This is a genomic window from Serratia sp. TMDUHS_CL, from assembly GCF_037137105.1.
In the GTDB taxonomy this organism is placed as follows: Bacteria; Pseudomonadota; Gammaproteobacteria; order Enterobacterales; family Enterobacteriaceae; genus Serratia; species Serratia nevei.
In genome coordinates, this window is record NZ_JBBBDV010000003.1 from 78,984 (window position 1) to 97,434 (window position 18,451).

Sequence of the window (18,451 nt, forward strand, 5' to 3'; positions counted from 1 at the left end):
TGTACTCTCAATACTGGTCTGATTTCAATACTGTGTTTTTGATCACAATTTTCGGCTGTTTTTTGCACAGCGTGGACTGTTTTATAACGCTTTTTATGGGCAAGCGACAGGAAGTAGCCTGCCGCTGCGGGTTTTAAAATCGGGGTATTGCAATGCGGTGGCAGGCGTTCAAGCGACGGCGTTGATGCCGGTCACCAAAATGGCCCAAAAAACGAGACAAGACAGCAGAATAACGGCCCAAATATGACGGCGACTCCACTCCATTTTTAGCCTTCGTTGTTGCGACAAGTGATTAGGTAACGATCATATCGGCGCACAATGGGGAAAATTTAGCCCCATCGGATAATATTTCGCTTACCTGCCGCTAACTTATTGGCAAACTTCGCTTATTGTCACGCGCACTTCGTAGTCCAGCAGATACAGCGCCTGCTCCAACGCCTCAACCTTCGAGGCGTAGCCGAGATCCAGCAACCGCTCCATTTGCCCGCTGTTGAATCCCAGCTTGCGTGCCAGCTCCGCTTTGCCGGTGTTTTTGCGCAGCATGGCGTTGTGCAGTTCGATCTTCAGCGCCACCAGCACCGACAGGTGTACCCTCAAGTCATCGGTTTGCAGCGGGGAAGGAGCAGGCAGGGGCAGCCCTTCGTCCATCGCGGCGGCGATGGCGGCCAGCAGGCTTTCCTGCGCTTCCAGCTCGACGTCTTCGCGTTTATAGCAGGCCGATTGCCACTCGGGGAAGTCGTGGAAACCGATCTGCCAGGCGTCGCTGTCGCTATCGAAGGTGTAATGGGCGGGGTAGTGGCTGTACATGGCAATCCCTGATTGAAGCCTGAATGAGGCGCTATTGTGACGGCATGCCCGGGAGATAGCCAGCATGAACGTCGCCGTGGGGGAATTTAAATTGAAAGTAATAATTATTAGCAGGCAAATTTAATTTTCTTGTTAGCAATATTCTTATTATTTTTTACGGAAAGAAAGATTATTTAATTAGGTGCTTGGATTAACATCCCCATTAATGATTGATAATGAGAATTGAAATCAAATATCACGTCGGTTTTTATACAATTTCACACGAAGGGATGAAGATAAGAATATTGATCATGATAAAAATGTATATTTATGATTTTTATGGTTTTAATTTTTATTATTTCACTTTTTAGCAATTGTGAAATTCCATTTTCATTCAGATATCACCTGGCTGCGGTATTCATCGGCAGATTTATAAAATACTCTTTTTAGGCAAAGGCGCATTCGATTCTATTTAAGCGTGCGCCAGACAGAAATATTCATTACTCCATGCTTATTACCCGACGGCCTTAGCCGATTTTTCGGGTGCCTGCTCGCATTTCCACTTTGCCAGGACAGCAGCTCACGGATTAAAGGAATACCTCGTGCCTAAAGTTAACTCGCGTTCATTACGCTTTACCGAACGCCACGCCACCAAATATGCGGCGTCATTGCTGTTTATCGGTTTATCCCTGCCGGCCGCCGCGCTGGCGGATGAACGCTATGACGCGCTGATCCGTCAGGCCAGGTCGGGTGATACCGCGCCGGTGCTGGCGTATTTATCGCAGCGGCGCGCTCAGGCGGGGTTGAGCCTGCAGCAGCGAGCCGATTATATCCAGGTGGCCGGCTGGGCCGGCCACGATGAAGAGGTGGTCGCGCTTTGGCGTGCCGACGGCGCTGCGCTGCAGCGGGATAGCGCCAGTTTGGCGACGGCGGCCCGCGCCTATCGCAACCTGAAGCAGTGGCAACCATCGCTGCGCCTGTGGCGTGCGGCGTTGCAGCTCGCTCCCGCCGACGGCGGTCTGCAGCGCGGCTATGTGATGACGCTGGCAGATGCCGGGCAGGATGTGCAGGCGCAAACGGAAGCGGCAAAAGCGGAGAAGCTGCTGGAGCCGGCGACGTGGTATCTGACGCGCGCCTATGTGGACCAGGCCGCCGGCCGCAGCTGGGCGGCGCTGGAAAACGCCACCCATGCCCGTGCGCTGGCGCCGTCCGACACCGGAATTCAGGCTTATTACGTGACGCTGCTGGCGGCAAATCGGGTTGCGGATCCGGCGCTGCGTGAAAGCCAGGGGCTGGCATTGCCGCCCGCGCAGCAGCGCCGCCTGCAGGCGGATGAGGCCGCCGAACTGGTGCGGCTGTCGTTTATCGATGCTCGCGGCGAACAGGAACGTTTCGTCATCGCCGACCGCGCGCTGGCGCGCTATGACCAACTGCTGACGCAGTGGCGGCCGCTGCCGGAGGCGCAGGACAGCTACCAACAGGCGCGTATCGATCGCCTGGGTGCGCTGCTGGCGCGTTATCGAATGGCCGACGTGGTGAGCGAGTATCAAACCCTGCAGGCGGAAGGGCGCACGGTGCCGGATTATGCCCAGCGCTGGGCGGCGTCCGCCTACCTCTATCTGCAGCAGCCGGACAAGGCGCAGGCCATTTTCGGCCGCCTGAACGCCGCCGCACCGCAGGCGGTGACCGCCGAAGACGAAACCGATCTGTTTTACGCGCAGGCGGAGAACGAACGCATCGATCAGGCGGCGTTGCTGGCGCAGCGCGTCAGCCAGCGCTATCCCTACGCGACCCGCCTGTACCAGCTGCCGACGCTGGCCTACAACGATGACTGGCTGGTCGGCCAATCGCTGCTGGCGCAGTCGCGGGTTTATCAACGCGATCTGGCCGAGGCCGAACGGCAGCTGACCCATCTGGCGCGCACGGCGCCGGGCAATCAGGGTCTGCGCATCTCCTTGGCCAGCGTTTATTTGGCGCGCGGCTGGCCGCGTCGCGCCGAGGATGAGCTGAAGCAGGTGGAAGGGCTGGAGCCGCGCAGCCTGCCGTTGGAGATCCAGCAGGGCTATGTCGCGCAGGAGTTGCAGGAGTGGCGCCAGCTGGATTTGCTGGCCGACGATGTCATCCAGCGCGCGCCGGAAAGCGTCGCCGCTCAGCAGCTTGAACGTTCGCGACGCATTCACCACATGTCTGAACTGCGCATCAGCGGCAATCAGGGCATCGATTCCGACGGGCCGGTCAGCGGCAGCCACGATTTTGGCATTCACGCCGCGCTCTATTCACCGCCGATCGACGACAACTGGCGGCTGTTCACCGGCTGGGGATTCAACACCGGCCAGTTCGACGAGGGCAAGGGCATCAACCGCGATCTCAGCGCCGGCGCCGAGTGGCGCTCGCGCGATCTGTGGCTGGAGGCCGAGGTGGCCAACCGCAACTACGGCCACGGCAATGAGCTCGGCCTGCGCCTCTCATCCTGGTATGACCTGAATGATCAATGGCGCCTCGGCGGTTCGGTGGCGCGACTGTCGGCCGAGACGCCGCTGCGTGCGTTGACCAACGGCATCAGCGCCAACGGCGGCAACCTGTGGCTGCGTTGGCAGCAGAACGAAAGCCGCGAGCTGCGCGCCAGCGTGGCGCCTTCGCACTTCTCGGACGGCAACAACCGGCTGGAATACGGCCTGGAAGGGCGGCAACGGCTGCTCGCCCGCGCCCGCTATCGGCTGGACATGAACCTGACGCTGTCCGGCAGCCGCAACAGCCAGGAGAACGTGCCGTATTACAACCCGAAGCGCGACTTCACGCTGCTGCCGTCGTTAACGCTCGATCATACCCTGTATCGCCATTATCAGACCGAGTGGAGCCAGCAGTTCCAGGCCGGTGCCGGCAGCTATTGGCAGCGGGACTATGCGCGCAAGCCGATCACCCAGCTGGGTTACGGCCAGCGCATCAGCTGGAACGGGGTGTTGGACGCCGGCGCGATGCTGCAGTTTGAGAAGCATCCGTACGACGGCAAACGCGAGCGGAACATCGGCGTGACGTTTGATCTGAATTATCGTTTTTAAAGGAATAATCATGCTTATTCGATCCTCGCTTTTCGTGTTGGCCGCGTTGCTGACCACCGCCTGCAGCCAGGCGGACGTGCCGCGCTTCACGCCGCCGGCGGAGCGCCCCGTGGGGCCGATGGAACGCCCTTGGCCGGCCAACCGTTACGCGGTGCTGGCGTATCACGACGTGGAAGACGGCGCGGCGGACCAGCGCTACATGTCGGTGCGCACCAGCGCGCTCAACGAACAGTTCGCCTGGCTGAAGCAAAACGGCTACCAGCCGGTGTCGGTCGAGCAGATCCTGCAGGCGCAAAACGGCGGCCCGGCGTTGCCGAACAAGGCGGTGCTGCTGACCTTCGACGACGGCTACCGCAGCTTCTACAGCCGGGTCTTCCCGCTGCTGAAGGCCTACAACTGGCCGGCGGTGCTGGCGCCGGTCGGCGTCTGGCTGGATGCGCCGGCCGGCAAGCCGGTCGATTTCGGCGGCCTGATGACGCCGCGCGATCGCTTCCTCACCTGGCAGCAGGTGCGGGAGGTGTCGGACTCTGGGCTGGTGGAGATCGGCGCGCACACCTACGCGTCGCATTACGGCGGCATCGCCAACCCGCAGGGCAATACCGAACCGGCGGTCGCCAATCGGCTGTACGACGCCAAACAGGGCCGCTACGAAAGCGAGGCGGAATATCGCCAACGCATCGAGAAGGACGTGGCGTTGATCACCCAGCGCATCACCGCCGCCACCGGTAAGGCGCCGCGCGTGTGGGTCTGGCCGTACGGCGCGGCCGGCGGCGTGGCGCTGGACATCGCGCGCAAGCACGGTTACCGCATGGCGCTGACGCTGGAGAATGGGCTGGGAGACGTCAACGCGCCTGAAAACGTGCCGCGCATGCTGGTGGCCGGTAACCCGTCGCTGACGAGCTTCGCCCAGCAGCTGACGCAGATACAGAACCGGCAGATCATGCGGGTGGCGCACGTCGATCTCGACTACCTCTACGATCCCGATCCGCAGCAGCAGGCCAAAAACCTCGACAAGCTGATCCAGCGCATCTACGACCTGCGCATCAATACCGTTTTCCTGCAGGCGTTCGCCGATCCAAAAGGCGACGGCAACGTGCGCGAGCTCTATTTCCCCAACCGCTGGCTGCCGATGAAGGCCGACCTGTTCAACCGGGTCTCCTGGCAGCTCTCTTCGCGCACCGGCGTGGCCGTGTATGCCTGGATGCCGGTGCTGGCGTTCGAACTGGGCTCTGAAGTGCCGCGCGTACAGCGCCTCGATCCGCAAAGCGGGCAGCTGTCGGTAGACGACAAGCAGTACCGCCGCCTGTCGCCGTTCAGCCCGGTGGCGCGCCAGCGCATCGGTGAGATCTACGAGGATCTGGCGGCCCACGCCACCTTCAAAGGGATCCTGTTCCACGACGATGCCCTGCTGTCGGACTTCGAGGACGCCGGCCCCGACGCCGTTGCGGCCTACCGCCAGGCCGGCTTCGCCGATTCGGTGGCGGCGATACGCCAGGATCCGCAGCAGATGGTGCGCTGGACGCGCTTCAAGAGCCGGGCGCTGATCGCGTTTACCCAGTCGCTGACCGAGCGGGTGCGGGCGATCCGCGGCCCGCAGGTGCAAACCGCGCGCAACATCTATGCGATGCCGGTGCTCGAGCCCGCCAGCGAAGCCTGGTTCGGCCAGAATCTGGCGGATTTCCTGCAGGCCTACGACTGGGTAGCGCCGATGGCGATGCCGCTGATGGAAAACGTGTCGCGTGCCGACAGCGGCCGCTGGCTGGATCAACTGGTGGGCAAAGTGGCCGCTTACCCCGGCGCGCTCGATAAAACGGTGTTTGAGTTGCAGGCCGTCGACTGGCGCAAGGAGCGCCGGATCAGCCTGGATGACGGTCAACTGCTGGCCGAATGGATGCATCGCCTGCAGCGCAATGGCGCTCAGAGCTTTGGTTATTACCCCGACAACTTCCTCGACGATCGGCCTAAGCTGGATGCCGTTCGCCCGGTGTTGTCCTCAGCCTGGTTCCCACTGCCATGACCGATCGTTTAATTGCCTTATTTATCCTGTGTCTGGTGTTGAGCGTGCCTTTCGGCATCGTCCTGTTGTTTACCGGCGAAGTGCTGCTCAACTTCGTGTTTTTCTGGCCGTTGTTCATGTCCGGTATCTGGATCGCCGGCGGCATCTATTTCTGGCTGCACCGCGAGCGCCACTGGCGCTGGAGCCCGGACATGCCCGCGCCGGTGCTGCCGGGCAACCCGTCGATCAGCGTACTGATCCCCTGTTTCAACGAAGGGTTGAACGCACGTGAAACCATTTCGGCGGCGATGGCGCAGCGCTATGAAAATATCGAAGTGATCGCCATCAATGACGGTTCCAGCGATGACACCGCCGAGGTGCTGGATCAGTTGACACTGGAGTTCCCCCGCCTGCGGGTGATCCATCTGGCGCAAAATCAGGGCAAAGCGATCGCGCTGCAGGCGGGCGCGGCGGCGGCGCACAGCGAGTTTCTGGTGTGCATCGACGGCGATGCGCTGCTGGATCGCGATGCGGCGGCCTATTTGGTGGCGCCGCTGTTGGCCAATCCGCACGTCGGCGCCGTGACCGGCAACCCGCGCATCCGCACGCGCTCCACGCTGATCGGCCGCATCCAGGTCGGTGAGTTTTCGTCGATCATCGGCCTTATCAAGCGCACGCAGCGCGTCTATGGCCGCCTGTTCACCATCTCCGGCGTGGTGGCCGCGTTTCGTAAGCAAGCGCTTACCGATGTCGGCTACTGGAGCCAGGACATGATCACCGAAGACATCGACATCAGCTGGAAGCTGCAGCTCAAGCACTGGGCTATCTTCTTCGAACCGCGGGCGCTGTGCTGGATCCTGATGCCGGAGACCCTGCGCGGGCTGTGGAAGCAGCGCCTGCGCTGGGCGCAGGGCGGCGCCGAGGTGTTTTTAAAGAATCTGCGCAACCTGTGGGCCTGGGAGCACCGGCATATGTGGCTGCTGTTCGCCGAGTATTGCCTCTCTACGTTGTGGGCGTTCACTTACCTGGTCAGCGTGCTGATTTTCCTGGTCGGGCTGGCGGTGCCGCTGCCGGAGGGCATTCGCATTCACTCGTTGCTGACGCCGGCGTTTACCGGCCTGGTGCTGGGCGTGGTGTGCCTGCTGCAGTTCACCGTCAGCCTGCTGCTGGAGAAGCGCTATGAGAAGGGCTTCGGCCGCTCGCTGTTCTGGATCATCTGGTATCCGCTGGTGTATTGGCTGCTCAGCCTGCTGACCACGCTGGTGGCGTTTTCCAAAGTGATGTTGAAAGCTCGGCGCGGGCGTGCGCGCTGGATCAGCCCCGATCGGGGCATTGGGAGGATCAAAGAATGACGGACGTCCTGATTTATTCCGAACGCGGCCTGCTGCCGCGCGTGGTAGACAGCCTGTTGACGCTTTTTGCCTGGTGCGGCTTCCTTTATCTGTTCAGCCGAGGCCTGATGTCGGTGATGGATCAGCACGGGGTGGGGTCCGCCCTGTCGCTGCTGGAGGTGATCTCGCTGTATATCATTGTGGCGTTGTTCAATGCCGTCACGTTGATCGCCTGGGCCAAATACAACCAGTATTTCTCCCGCCGCAGGGCGGCCGGCCGCTGGCGGAAACAGCAGCCGAACACCCACATCGGCTATATCACGCCGGAGCTGACCCGGCAGCTGCGGCATTTGCCGATCGCCGTGGTGTCCCATAACAGCGGCGGCGGCATCAGCCAGGTCAGCGGCAGGCTGACGGCGGCTGAACCGGCAGCGAACAAGGTGGTGCAGCTGCGTTAGTCGTCAGCGTTGCCGTCCGGCTTGCGGCGCAGCCCGCCCGGCGGCAACAGCAGGGCGCAGATCATGACGGCCAGGCTGAACAGCGGCAGCCAGCGCGCCACCGGGCCGGGGGAGTAGTTGTTGAGCACCGAGCAAACATAGCACGCCACGGCCAGCGCCCAACCCGGCAGGCCGATATCGTTGAGCCGAAACGCGGTTTTGGCCATAAACCACGTCACCAGGCCGAAACAGAACAGCGCCCAGACCATAATGCACAGCAGGTACAGCAATACCGAGACGAATTCCTCGGTATCGCCGTGCGCATGGGCGCGAAAATGGTTTTTATCCAGGTAGGTCGACAGAAACGACAGCAACACGATGCCAACGGCGAAGATCGCCAGCGAGAAAACAAAGGGTTTGCGCGAGATGCGCCCACGGTAAAGATCTTTGGCGAGTTGTCCGAGAGATTCCATTACAGTCCATTGTTGTGATCATTGCGGCGATAGCCGGATGGCAAGCAGCCGGGCATTTTATCGGGGTAAAAGGGGGCGTCAAGGTGATAATTTTTCTCATTTAGTCGCGGTTGAGATTCCGCGCGGCCGCACCGGGCGTCCTTTCACCGTGCAAAACGTCACAATTTGGCACGTTTGGCTACCTGACGCGGTAATTGGCGACATAATCCAGTTTGTTCGCGCCGAACAATGCATTAACATAACTCCCACTTATCTCTTGCATGGTTATATGGATATCCGATGCGTCACCTGGTTGCGCTTTTACCGCTGATTACCTTGCTTGCTGCCTGTAGCAGCACGCCGAAACCCAGTCCCACCGCTACGCCGCAGGGCACCCCGGTAAAGGGCGGCTTTTTGCTGAGCCCGGCGCACAGCGGCGCGCCGCTGGGGGGTGATTTCGCCAATAACCCGAATACCGCGCGCTTTATCGATAAGATGGTGCAGGAACACGGCTTTGATCGGCAGCAGCTGCACGACGTGCTGGCGCAGGCACGGCGCCTGGATTCGGTTCTGCGGCTGATGGACAGGCAGGCGCCGACGCCGTCGACCCAGGGGCCAACCGGGCCGAATGGCTCCTGGCTGCGCTACCGCAACAAGTTCATCACGCCGGATAACGTGCAAAACGGCGTGGTGTTCTGGAATCAATATCAGGATGCGCTGCAGCGTGCCTGGCAGGTGTACGGCGTGCCGCCGGAGATCATCGTGGGGATTATCGGCGTGGAGACCCGCTGGGGCCGCGTAATGGGTAAAACCCGCATTATCGATGCGCTGGCGACGCTGGCCTTCGACTACCCGCGCCGCGCCGATTACTTTGCCGGTGAGCTGGAAACCTTCCTGCTGATGTCGCGCACCGAAGGCGACGATCCGCTCGAGCTGCGCGGCTCCTTCGCCGGCGCGATGGGCTATGGGCAGTTCATGCCTTCTTCCTTCAAGAGCTATGCGGTCGACTTCAACGGCGATGGCCATATCAACCTGTGGGATCCGGTCGATGCCATCGGCAGCGTGGCCAATTACTTCAAGGCGCACGGCTGGTCCAAAGGCGAGCCGGTCGCGATTCAGGCCAACGGCCAGGCGCCGGGGTTGGAAAACGGCTTCAAGACCCGCTACTCGGTCACCGCGCTGGCGGAAGCCGGCCTGAGCCCGCAGGGATCGCTCGGGGATAACCAGGAAGCCAGCCTGTTGCGGCTGGACGTCGGCACCGGCTACCAGTATTGGTACGGCCTGCCGAACTTCTACACCATCACCCGTTATAACCACAGCACCCATTACGCTATGGCGGTATGGCAGCTGGGCGAAGCGGTAGGGCGCTCGGCGCGCGGCGGTTTCTGACGCTGCGCCCATAAACGAAAAAGGCCGCTTGCGCGGCCTTTTTTACGTTCTGAACAATCAGAAATCGTAGCGCAGACGCACCACGGTCATATCGCCGAGGTTGTCGGTGCTCGATGTCAGCACGTGCTCTACGTCAACGCGGAAGCCGTAGTCAAACTGCACGGTAACCCCGAGGCCGTTGTCGATGCGCTGGTAGTTGCGCCCGGTGACGTATTCCAGGCGATCGCCCATAAAGTACGGCATCACCGATTTCACCGCGTACTGGCCAACCGGCACGGTATAACCGGCCAGGTATTCGATACCCCACGCATCGCCGGCGAAGTAATTGTTGACGTCGGCTTTCTTGGTGGTCAGGAAGTCGTGGTAGTAACCGCCGCCGAAGGTGAGGGTCCAGTTGTCCGGTTTCCAGCTGAGGGCGGTGCCGACGATGTTCTGATCGTAGCTCTTGCTGCCGCTGGTGGACGGGTTGCGCATTTCGGCGCGGGTGTAGTTCCAGGCGGTGCCCCAGGTCAGATCCTGCGTGATGTGGTAATCCACGCCCAGTGAGCCGCCGCCTTTGCGCTTATAGCGCAGGCCGTTGCCCGGCAGGTAGTCGCTGTCGCTGAACAGGTACGACGCATAAACGTCCGCATCGCCGAAGCGGTTCTTGTACTTCAGCATCTTGCGTGAACGGTAAGAGCCGTCGTAGTCGCCGTTGATGCCGTTGCCCGGCGCCTGGGCCAACATGTCGTAGTCCCAGATATCGGTCTTGGCGCCAACCACATCATAGTAAACGCTGTTCTGCTGGCCGAAGGTCATCTGGCCCCAGGTGTTGCTTTTCAGGCCGGTGTACAGCATGCGGCGGCTGGTGTTTCTCGCGCCGTCGGCATAGTGATGATCCCAGTCGAACAGCGCCGGAATGTTTACGCCCAGCTCGTAGTAGCTGATCCAGCTGATATCGTCGAACAGGTAGTAGTCCGCCGCGAAACGGAAGCGGGTGCCGCCGTCAAAGCCGTTACGCTTGTAGGAACCTTTGTCGCCGTCGCCCGTCATGTTGTTGAACTGCGGACGGATGCTGCCGCCAACGGTGAAGTTCAGGCGGCTGAGCGGATCACCGGCCTGTGGATCCTGCTTCAGCAGGGTGATTTCCGCCTGAGCGGCGAACGACGCGCTGCCGATCGCCAGACCCAGCGCCACCGCTTGAGTCAATACGCGCAATTTCATTGCCATGTGTTATCCCTGTTTTATGTATGACCGCCCCCATCAGCGCCGCCATGCCGATGTTTTGCGCAGAACGCTGCGTTTTTGCGCATTTTGACGGTTTTTTTTGGTGTTTTAGCGGCGGGCGGCATTTGTAACATAAACAGGGACATAAATAATTACTTTTCTTGCTAATTATTGGCCGGTTTTTGACCATTCCGTGCGGTGCAAAGGGCCGCTGTTCATGTTTCTCGATTCGGATGAATTCATTTAACGCCAAGGTTTATATTTTTCATTTGTCAGTCACCGGCGCCAGCCTGTAATTTCATCCGTGCAAGAGGTAATTAATTTGAGCCTTTTACCGGTGTATTAACGTCAGCCTTTGTCTGCGTAATCGGCCGGCATGAATAAGCGATTGGGAGGTCGCCATGAGAAACCTGTTAATGTTGTTAGTGGGGCTGTTTTCACTGCCGGCGATGGCGGCGGAGTCGCACGTTTGTCATTCTCAATCGTATGATTATGCAGAGGTTAGTAAGCTTAGGCTGTCGGATGACACCCTGTTCACCTGCCGCGGCGTGGGGCGCCTGACGATCCCTGAATTAGCGCGTAAAGGATGGAGGGTGATTCATCTGGCGCAGCAAACGGAATATACCGACTCTGTCGATAGCGATGGTGAGGTTATTAAGCTTTATCAGGAAATCGTGGTTTATAAAGAATAACGCGACGGTTGCCCGTTATTATTCTCACGGTGGCGAGAACCCTATTATGAATGCGAGAATCGGAATCGACGGCAGGGCTGCCGCCGCGATGGTGATGCTATGCGCCATCTGGGGAATGCAACAGGTGGCAATCAAGGCCGCCGAGCCGGATGTGTCGGCGGTGCTGCAAATCGCCATTCGCTCGGGTCTCGCCGCGTTGGCGGTTTACCTGCTGGCGCGCGGCCGCGGCGAGCGCTTCACCTGGGATCGCGCCACGCTGTGCGCCGGTTTGAGCGTGGGGGCATTGTTCGCGCTGGAGTTCTTTTTTGTCTCCGCAGGGCTGCGTTACACCAGCGCCTCGCATATGGCGGTGTTTTTGTACACCGCGCCGCTGTTTTCCGCCCTTGGCCTGCATTTTCTCCTTCCTCAGGAGCGCCTGTCGCCGGTGCAGTGGCTGGGCATGCTCATCGCCTTTGGCGGCGTGGTGCTGGCCATATCGGGCATGGCTGAGGGAAGCGGCGGAGCCGAACGGCTGAAAGGCGATCTATACGGCCTGCTGGCGGGGATCGCCTGGGGAGCCTCTACCCTGGTGATCCGCACCACGCGCCTGGCGGAGTGCCCGGCCAAACAGACGCTGCTGTGCCAGCTGACGGGCGCCTGTGTGCTGCTGTCGTTGCCGGCGCTGGCGACGGGAAACCTGCATTTCACCCTGAGCCCGGTGGCCTGGTACAGCCTGCTGTTCCAGACCGTGGTGGTGTCGTTTTTCAGCTACCTGATCTGGTTTTCGCTGCTGCGTCGCTATCAGGCCTCCTCACTGGGCATTCTCACCTTTATGACGCCGGTATTCGGTATCCTGGCGGGGGGCGTTATTCTCGGCGAGCCGTTGCAAATTGAGTTTGTATTGGGGGCCATGCTGATCGTGCTGGGATTAATCGTGGTGAGTTGTTCTTATCTTATTTATTTTGACCGAAGAGTGGCACCCAAAATATAAATTATGGATGTTGATGTACAGAACTACCAAATAAGCTGCGAAAGCCAATTCATTATCCAGCTGCAAATATCCCGCTATGCCTGGGGCGTGCCGCTGATCACGCTCAGCGATAACGGTGATTTTACCGTGATAAGAAACCGAGGCTGGTCGAGGTTAGCTAATGGGATGCAATTGGAGGTTTATTATTTCGCCAATAATTCCCTGCTTACCTGGGATAAAAACCGCAAATATATCTCTTATTCAAAGGCCGGCCGGCTCTACGCCTGCGCGCTGCATTTTTCTTATTCCCCCAAAATAGAGCGCTAACCCTCTGGCCATCAGACCAGAGGGGCGATTTTCATGATCCACTGCTTAAATGCGAGGATTTTCGGCCACTGCCGCTCGGAGATGGTCGAGGTGAAATAGCAGTGCTCGCAGGGCACGGTCATGTCGGTGAACGGAATGATCAGCTCGCCGCTTTTGATCCAATCCTGCACCAGATTGAGCCGCCCCATGGCGACGCCAAGGTGCCGCGTGGCGGCCAGCACCGCGAGATCGGAGCGGTCGAACTCCATGCTCTTGCTGTCGGTATCCAGCCCCAGCGCAAAGTGTTGCGACCAGGTTTGCCACTCGTCTTCGCCGGAGTTGTAGCGATCGTGCAGCAGCGTGCAGTGGGCCAGGTTTTCCGGCGCATCGTACAGGCTATGTGCGGCGGCATACTGCGGCGTGCAGATCGGCACCATCGATTCCTGCATAAAAGCCTCGTCCAGATGCCGCCCCGAGGGCAGTTTGCCGAAGTACATCGCCAAGTCCACGCCGCGGTTGGCCAGGTTGATGATCTCCTGCCCGGTCAGAATGTTGAGGTGAATGGTGGGGTGCTGGGCGATAAAGTCGCCGATGCGCGGCAGCAGCAGGCATTGCACCAGAGAGGGGTGCGAATAGAGGGTCAACGTCCCCGTCAGTTCGCGATTTTTGATGTCCAGAATTTCCTGATTCAGCGTGTTGAAGGAGCTGTCCAGCGCCCATTGCATGCGCTCGCCCTCCGGGGTCAGGGTAATTCTGCGATGAAAGCGCTGGAATAGCAGGAAGCCCAACTCCTTTTCGAGCAGATTAATGCGGTGGCTTACGGCGCTGGGGGTGATCGACAATTCTTGCGCCGCCAGCGCAAAAGATAAATGACGGGCGACGCATTCGAAAGTATGCAGCCGGGAAAATTGATAGCTGGTCAGCGGGGTGGCCCGCTGTGAATGTTTTTTACTGGGGAACATGCTATTTCTCCGTGCACGTAATGCGCTAATATTAACACTTAATGGCATGAGTGATAAACCCAAGTTGATTAATATGTTCAGGTTATATATCAGGACCCTGTTTACTGATTACCGTCATAGATTTTAAGGATTAAGATGATGAGATAACATGAACCGGTAAATGACTTGTCTGCTGGCAGACTGAAATTAGAAATTGACGAGGTCTGACATAAACCTGTTAAAGATAAATGTGACGTAGAAGGAGAAACGGTGAAAAATAAGGCCGTTATTTCTTACGCACGTATCGGTCAAGTAGAGCTGTAGTATGATGAAAAACTGGCTCGTCCAGTGACGTTCACTGACAGACGAAGGGAAAGCCAGTAGCAAGCCGAAGGGAGGCCATTGTGCAGTTGATTTATTTTATGTCGGAATCGTTGGCGCCGGAGAAATTCGCCCGCATCCTTAATCCCGCCGATGCGCGTTATGAGCTGGAGCGACATTATCTGTTCGGCGGTTCGTCCATGTCGTCGATATCGAGCAGGCACACTATCACGCGCAATACGCAGTCCGGTATTGGCGTATCGAGTTACCGGGAAGATAGCGGCATGAAGCGCGGCGTGTTTGACGAACTAAAACGCGGCAGTTTGCTTGCCGTCGATGCAAGTATCGGTGCCTGGAGCCCCGTCAAATATCCGTTTTTCATCAATGCGCAAGGGCGCCTGCAGCGTTATCCCGGGACTGTATTACCGCCGCAGTACCCAGTCGAACGTATAATTCAACGTTATGAAGAGATGATCAGCCGATACGCCGCCAGGCCTAAACCAACTTCCTTGCCCCCGAGACAAAACACCGCTAAAAATCCCCCGCTGATGCAGGCGGTGGCCGCCGCCGTTGGCTCAAGCCTTACCGTCATCAAAGAGGTCGTTCGCCCAATGAGCAAACAGGAGCGTTGGCAGGCGAGAAAATATCTGATTGGTCGGGGGGAGCGAAGTATCTATCCGGATGCGCGGATTGCGGCGCAACGCCTGGCGCAAAATAACGTCGCGGTGGAAAAGGCCAAGCTGGCGCAGAATGTCTATAACACGACCAATCCGTTGGCGGCTACGCCAAGCGTGCCGGAAGGATGGCGGGATGTGAGTAATGACGGCGGTTTTTTGGAAAAATTGGAACTTCGCAGGGACATGCTTTTTGATAATGAGATCGAAGCAAACTTTTTGTCGAGAATTTATGCACCTGATAGAGCCGTGTTTGGCGATGATATGAATCCGACAGTCGTCTTCCGCGGTTCAAGAATGCCTGAGCTCCCTAATGGCAAATTGAATGCGGCGAAGAAGCTATTTATCGATCGTGAACTGCCGGAGATAAAAAATCTGGAAGACTGGACGAATAATTTCAATCAAGGTCGGGGGGCTGACTCTGAATATTATAAAAAGGCTGTTGCTATAGGTAAAAGGTTAGATGGCTCTACAACAAAAATCGATATTTCAGGGCATTCTCTGGGGGGCGGTTTGGCTTCTGCTGCATCCATTGCTAGTGGTAAGCCAGGGTGGACATTTAATGCTGCGGGGTTGAATTCGAGTACCGTGGAAAAATATGGCGGTTCCTTGGTGGGCCGTGAAGATATTATCAACGCCTACCGGGTGAGGGGCGAAGTTTTGACGAGGTTACAGGAAGTCGATCTCAGGCAAGATTTTATCGACGTTAATGGCAACCTTGCGTTATTGGCCGCGAAGGAAAAATTATCGTCGCATTTGCCAGATGCCGTTGGTGTTAAACACACGCTTGATGGCGGTGTGGGCAATATGGGTGACCGACATGGCATCCAACAAGTGATAGACTGTATCGAACAGGAAAAAGACGATGATATCGCCACAATCGGTCACAGGATATAGAAGCTTAATGAGACAAGTTTTTAACGTGTTCGCAGCGCTGTTCATCGCGATTGGATTGATGCTTACAACCGGATGTAAGGAGAAAGGAATGGACTTGCCGCCAGAAGGTTACTTTACAGGTCAACAGCTTGTGTTGGCTAAGGCTATCCGCGATGGGAATATCGGCGACATCAAACGTCTGGCGAAAGAGACGGATCTGAACAGCCCCGGTGAACACGATATGACATTATTGTTTTATGCTCTGGCGACGTCGACTCATGACAATGCCACGCCGGAACGGTTGCAGATTGCGACTGAGTTGGTAAAGGCCGGAGCCGATCCACTGCAACCTCGCCCCAATGGCGGTGCCAGTCCTGCTGAATGGATGGCAAAATTAGACAACGGTATTTGGTTAAAGGCATTGCTTGATGGGGGATTGTCTCCAGATGCTCGGGGCAAGGTAGACGAGTTACCTATCATATTTCAAACGTCAAAAGCCAGTAACTCAGAAACCCTGAAGGTTCTGGTTGCACATGGTGCGAACTTAGAAGCAAGAGATATTCTTGGCCAAACCGTGGTGATGGATGCTTTTAGGTATTCATCATTTGATAATGTTAAGTATCTTCTTAATAACGGCGCTAATCCTAACCCCATAAATAAGAAAGGCGTTTCCTTAGTTGAGATGGTCAGTAAAGAAATAAAAAGCAGCAAAGAAGGCGGGGAGTATAATGACGAATGTCTGACCATCAAAAAAATGATGATCGAACGTGGGGTGAAATGGCCGAGGTCATAATTCTCGGACGCTGTGATAGATAGGATATGGAAGAACTTTTTCCTGTATTGAAACAAAGGCGAGCCATGGATTTCTATGAATATTGATTGAATAAATCGATAAGGTCGCTCATCTCGCCCGGCTTTATTGCATCGCCGAAAAGAACCGCGCCCGGTGGTGACCCTCCGGGCGCGGCATTCAGGGAAAAACGGTGTGCTGGTCGGCGCGCATCAACGGCGGCGCAGCAGCAGGCCGGCCAACAGGCCAGCGCCGGCAATGAGGGCTAATGCGGCGAGGGGGTTTTTCTTCATCATGCTGCCGGCGCAGCTCAGGGCGTCGCCGTATTTTTCTTGCAGCGCGCCCGCTGCATAGCGCGTGACGCCTTCGGCCTGCAAACGTTCGTTTCCGGTGACGTCGCCCGCCATTTCCTGCGCTTTGCCCGCCACTTTTTCCATCATGCCATTGGCTTTTTCGCTGTTCATTATGATGCGCTCCTAAGGTTCGATCCGTTTGGCTTCCGCACAGGGCGAAAGCCTGCATTTGCACCTCCATGTTATGCACTTCACGTTGTGCCTATAAGGGGCGTTTGCATCGGTACGGATAGTGCATTTGCAGGCTACTTGCCGTTCCTGGTGGCCGGCCCGCCGGTAAACAGACCGCGCTCCCTGGCCCAGACGATGGCTTCGCTGCGGCTATGCACACCCAGTTTGGAATAGACCGTCGCGACATGATTGCGAATGGTGTTGAGCGCCAGATTGAGACGCGCCGCGATTTTCTTGTCCGGCAGCCCCTCGCAAATCAATTCCAGCACATCGCGCTCGCGCGGCGTGAGATCGCTGGCGTTAAATCCGGTCTGATCGGGCCGGTTGATGCTTTTCACGTTGGCCAGTTTTTCAATCAAGGTTTGGCTGAACCAGGAAGCGTCCTGCATCACTTCCTCGATGGCGCTCACCAGCTCCAGCTCCGAGCGTTTGCGTTCGGTAATGTCCATGAGCACCAGCAGGTAGCAGGGCGCATTGTGAATGCTAACGGCATCCGCCGAGGCCACGCAGTCGATCGGCTCGCTCCCTTTCTTGCGTACCCGGATGTCCAGCCCCTCGGCGTTACCGCTTTTTTCCAGCGCGGCAAACAAACGGCGGTTCGCCTCGGGATCGTCAATAAATTGGATCTCATCGACCGTTTTGCCGATCAAGGCTTCGGCGTCGTACTCGGTGGTGCGGGTGAAGGCTTCGTTGACGTCCAGCACGCGCCGCTCGTGCGCCGTACACAACAACGTCGGCACCGGGCTCAGGCGAAATGCCTTGGCGAACCGCTCTTCACTTTCCCGCAGCGCCGATTCCGCCTGACGCCGGGGTTCGAGATCGGTAAAAGTGAACAGCATGCAGTCGTCTTCATTGATGTCCAGCGGTTGGCCGGCAACCACCACCAGCTTGCTTCCGCCACCGGGCAGTTTCAGCTCGGCCTCCATTTGCGGAATGGTTGCGCCTTCCCCCAGGCGCTGAATCGCCAGCTCTTTGTGCTCAGCCTGTTCCAACACGTCGAGTTCATAGACCGAACGCCCCATGACCTGTTCACGCTGGTAACCGGTCATATCGAGGAACCCCTGATTGACCTTGACGTAACGCAGGTCGCTTAGCCGACAAATGACCGCCGGCGCCGGATTGGCGTTGAAGGTTTTTTCAAAGCGCTGTTCGGCGCTGGCCCACTCCGTCGCGTCGCTCAGGATCAGCGCCAGCAGCTCCGGCTGCCCCTGCGCATCGGTGATAATCAGGCTCCGCAGGCGGTGCACCCAGAAGCTGTCCGGATCGTCGACCTGCCGAACTTCCACCACCACATTGGTGAAGGTCTCGCCATCGGCAACCCGGTTCAGCGGGTACTGTTCCAGCGCCAGCGGGTGGTTGTTGCGATAACGCAGGGCAAACCGCGCCGCGTACTCGTCGGCATTGGCCCCCAGGGCTTTCTGGTGGCTCACGCCATGCATGGCCAAGGCGGCTTCGTTGGCCCAAAGCAACGTTTGATCGGTATCCGTCAGGATCACGCCGTCGGACAAGCCGGAGATGATTTGCTGCAGGTGGCCGCGGTGGGTTTCGCTGGCCAGGACGGATGGGTTCATGTGCTCTCCGCTAGACAGAAGGGGGAGCGGCCTCTGACGGGGGCCGCGGGTTACGCTACTCGCTGAGCAGCTTAGTGCATAACGTGCGTATTCGCAGGGTGTGAATGCACTAGTCATTCTGGCGCAAATGAACCGGGACGGCCGACGATGC

16 protein-coding genes are annotated in these 18,451 nt (G+C 58.1%); 10 read left to right on the plus strand and 6 right to left on the minus strand.

The window, feature by feature from the left end:
- Positions 1–369: 369 nt before the first annotated feature.
- Positions 370–807 carry a hypothetical protein gene (locus WCL58_RS07475; RefSeq protein WP_336850804.1) on the minus strand — a complete coding sequence of 146 codons (438 nt, stop codon included), beginning with the start codon at positions 805–807 and terminating at the stop codon, positions 370–372.
- Positions 808–1,388: 581 nt separating this feature from the next.
- Between WCL58_RS07475 and pgaA the strand changes: the two genes are divergently transcribed.
- Genes pgaA through pgaD form a run of 4 tightly spaced genes read left to right on the plus strand, consistent with a single transcriptional unit; the run spans position 1,389 to position 7,630 of the window.
- On the plus strand, positions 1,389–3,845 hold the full coding sequence (pgaA, locus tag WCL58_RS07480; protein WP_336850805.1) for a poly-beta-1,6 N-acetyl-D-glucosamine export porin PgaA: 2,457 nt from the start codon (positions 1,389–1,391) through the stop codon (positions 3,843–3,845).
- A gap of 10 nt (positions 3,846–3,855) precedes the next feature.
- On the plus strand, positions 3,856–5,862 hold the full coding sequence (gene pgaB / locus WCL58_RS07485) for a poly-beta-1,6-N-acetyl-D-glucosamine N-deacetylase PgaB (RefSeq protein WP_336850807.1): 2,007 nt from the start codon (positions 3,856–3,858) through the stop codon (positions 5,860–5,862).
- Positions 5,859–7,193 carry a poly-beta-1,6-N-acetyl-D-glucosamine synthase gene (gene pgaC / locus WCL58_RS07490; protein WP_336850808.1) on the plus strand — a complete coding sequence of 445 codons (1,335 nt, stop codon included), beginning with the start codon at positions 5,859–5,861 and terminating at the stop codon, positions 7,191–7,193. The genes pgaB and pgaC overlap by 4 nt, the downstream gene beginning before the upstream one ends.
- Complete coding sequence (gene pgaD, locus WCL58_RS07495) at positions 7,190–7,630, plus strand: poly-beta-1,6-N-acetyl-D-glucosamine biosynthesis protein PgaD (RefSeq protein WP_060419934.1); 441 nt, start codon at positions 7,190–7,192, stop codon at positions 7,628–7,630. The genes pgaC and pgaD overlap by 4 nt, the downstream gene beginning before the upstream one ends.
- Here the strand turns inward: pgaD and WCL58_RS07500 are convergent.
- Positions 7,627–8,082: a DUF805 domain-containing protein gene (locus WCL58_RS07500; RefSeq protein WP_038876550.1), complete on the minus strand. Its 456-nt coding sequence runs from the start codon at positions 8,080–8,082 to the stop codon at positions 7,627–7,629. The genes pgaD and WCL58_RS07500 overlap by 4 nt on opposite strands.
- 279 nt (positions 8,083–8,361) lie before the next feature.
- On the opposite strand from WCL58_RS07500, the gene mltB reads away from it, so the two are divergent.
- A complete protein-coding gene (gene mltB, locus WCL58_RS07505) occupies positions 8,362–9,450 on the plus strand; it encodes a lytic murein transglycosylase B (protein ID WP_038876549.1) in 1,089 nt (362 codons plus the stop codon).
- A gap of 57 nt (positions 9,451–9,507) precedes the next feature.
- On the opposite strand, the gene WCL58_RS07510 is transcribed toward mltB, so the two are convergent.
- Positions 9,508–10,659 (minus strand): porin, encoded by a 1,152-nt coding sequence (locus WCL58_RS07510; RefSeq protein ID WP_038876548.1) that lies wholly within the window; start codon positions 10,657–10,659, stop codon positions 9,508–9,510.
- Between the two features lie 398 nt (positions 10,660–11,057).
- Here WCL58_RS07510 and WCL58_RS07515 point away from each other — a divergent pair, with 398 nt between their 5' ends.
- Genes WCL58_RS07515 through WCL58_RS07525 form a run of 3 tightly spaced genes read left to right on the plus strand, consistent with a single transcriptional unit; the run spans position 11,058 to position 12,624 of the window.
- Positions 11,058–11,348 (plus strand): hypothetical protein, encoded by a 291-nt coding sequence (locus WCL58_RS07515; protein ID WP_197837210.1) that lies wholly within the window; start codon positions 11,058–11,060, stop codon positions 11,346–11,348.
- 46 nt (positions 11,349–11,394) lie between these two features.
- Complete coding sequence (locus tag WCL58_RS07520) at positions 11,395–12,318, plus strand: DMT family transporter (RefSeq protein ID WP_087763434.1); 924 nt, start codon at positions 11,395–11,397, stop codon at positions 12,316–12,318.
- Between the two features lie 3 nt (positions 12,319–12,321).
- Positions 12,322–12,624: a hypothetical protein gene (locus tag WCL58_RS07525; protein WP_087763433.1), complete on the plus strand. Its 303-nt coding sequence runs from the start codon at positions 12,322–12,324 to the stop codon at positions 12,622–12,624.
- Between the two features lie 11 nt (positions 12,625–12,635).
- On the opposite strand, the gene dsdC is transcribed toward WCL58_RS07525, so the two are convergent.
- Positions 12,636–13,565 (minus strand): DNA-binding transcriptional regulator DsdC, encoded by a 930-nt coding sequence (gene dsdC / locus WCL58_RS07530; RefSeq protein ID WP_033648097.1) that lies wholly within the window; start codon positions 13,563–13,565, stop codon positions 12,636–12,638.
- A 383-nt stretch (positions 13,566–13,948) separates the two neighbouring features.
- Here dsdC and WCL58_RS07535 point away from each other — a divergent pair, with 383 nt between their 5' ends.
- Together WCL58_RS07535 and WCL58_RS07540 are read left to right on the plus strand one after the other, a co-directional pair.
- A complete protein-coding gene (locus WCL58_RS07535; RefSeq protein WP_336850810.1) occupies positions 13,949–15,436 on the plus strand; it encodes a phospholipase in 1,488 nt (495 codons plus the stop codon).
- A gap of 7 nt (positions 15,437–15,443) precedes the next feature.
- Positions 15,444–16,208 (plus strand): ankyrin repeat domain-containing protein, encoded by a 765-nt coding sequence (locus WCL58_RS07540; protein ID WP_204275901.1) that lies wholly within the window; start codon positions 15,444–15,446, stop codon positions 16,206–16,208.
- A 209-nt stretch (positions 16,209–16,417) separates the two neighbouring features.
- On the opposite strand, the gene WCL58_RS07545 is transcribed toward WCL58_RS07540, so the two are convergent.
- Together WCL58_RS07545 and WCL58_RS07550 are read right to left on the minus strand one after the other, a co-directional pair.
- On the minus strand, positions 16,418–16,669 hold the full coding sequence (locus WCL58_RS07545; protein WP_100396445.1) for a CsbD family protein: 252 nt from the start codon (positions 16,667–16,669) through the stop codon (positions 16,418–16,420).
- A gap of 134 nt (positions 16,670–16,803) precedes the next feature.
- A complete protein-coding gene (locus tag WCL58_RS07550; RefSeq protein ID WP_197808984.1) occupies positions 16,804–18,300 on the minus strand; it encodes a PAS domain S-box protein in 1,497 nt (498 codons plus the stop codon).
- Between the last annotated feature and the right edge of the window lie 151 nt (positions 18,301–18,451).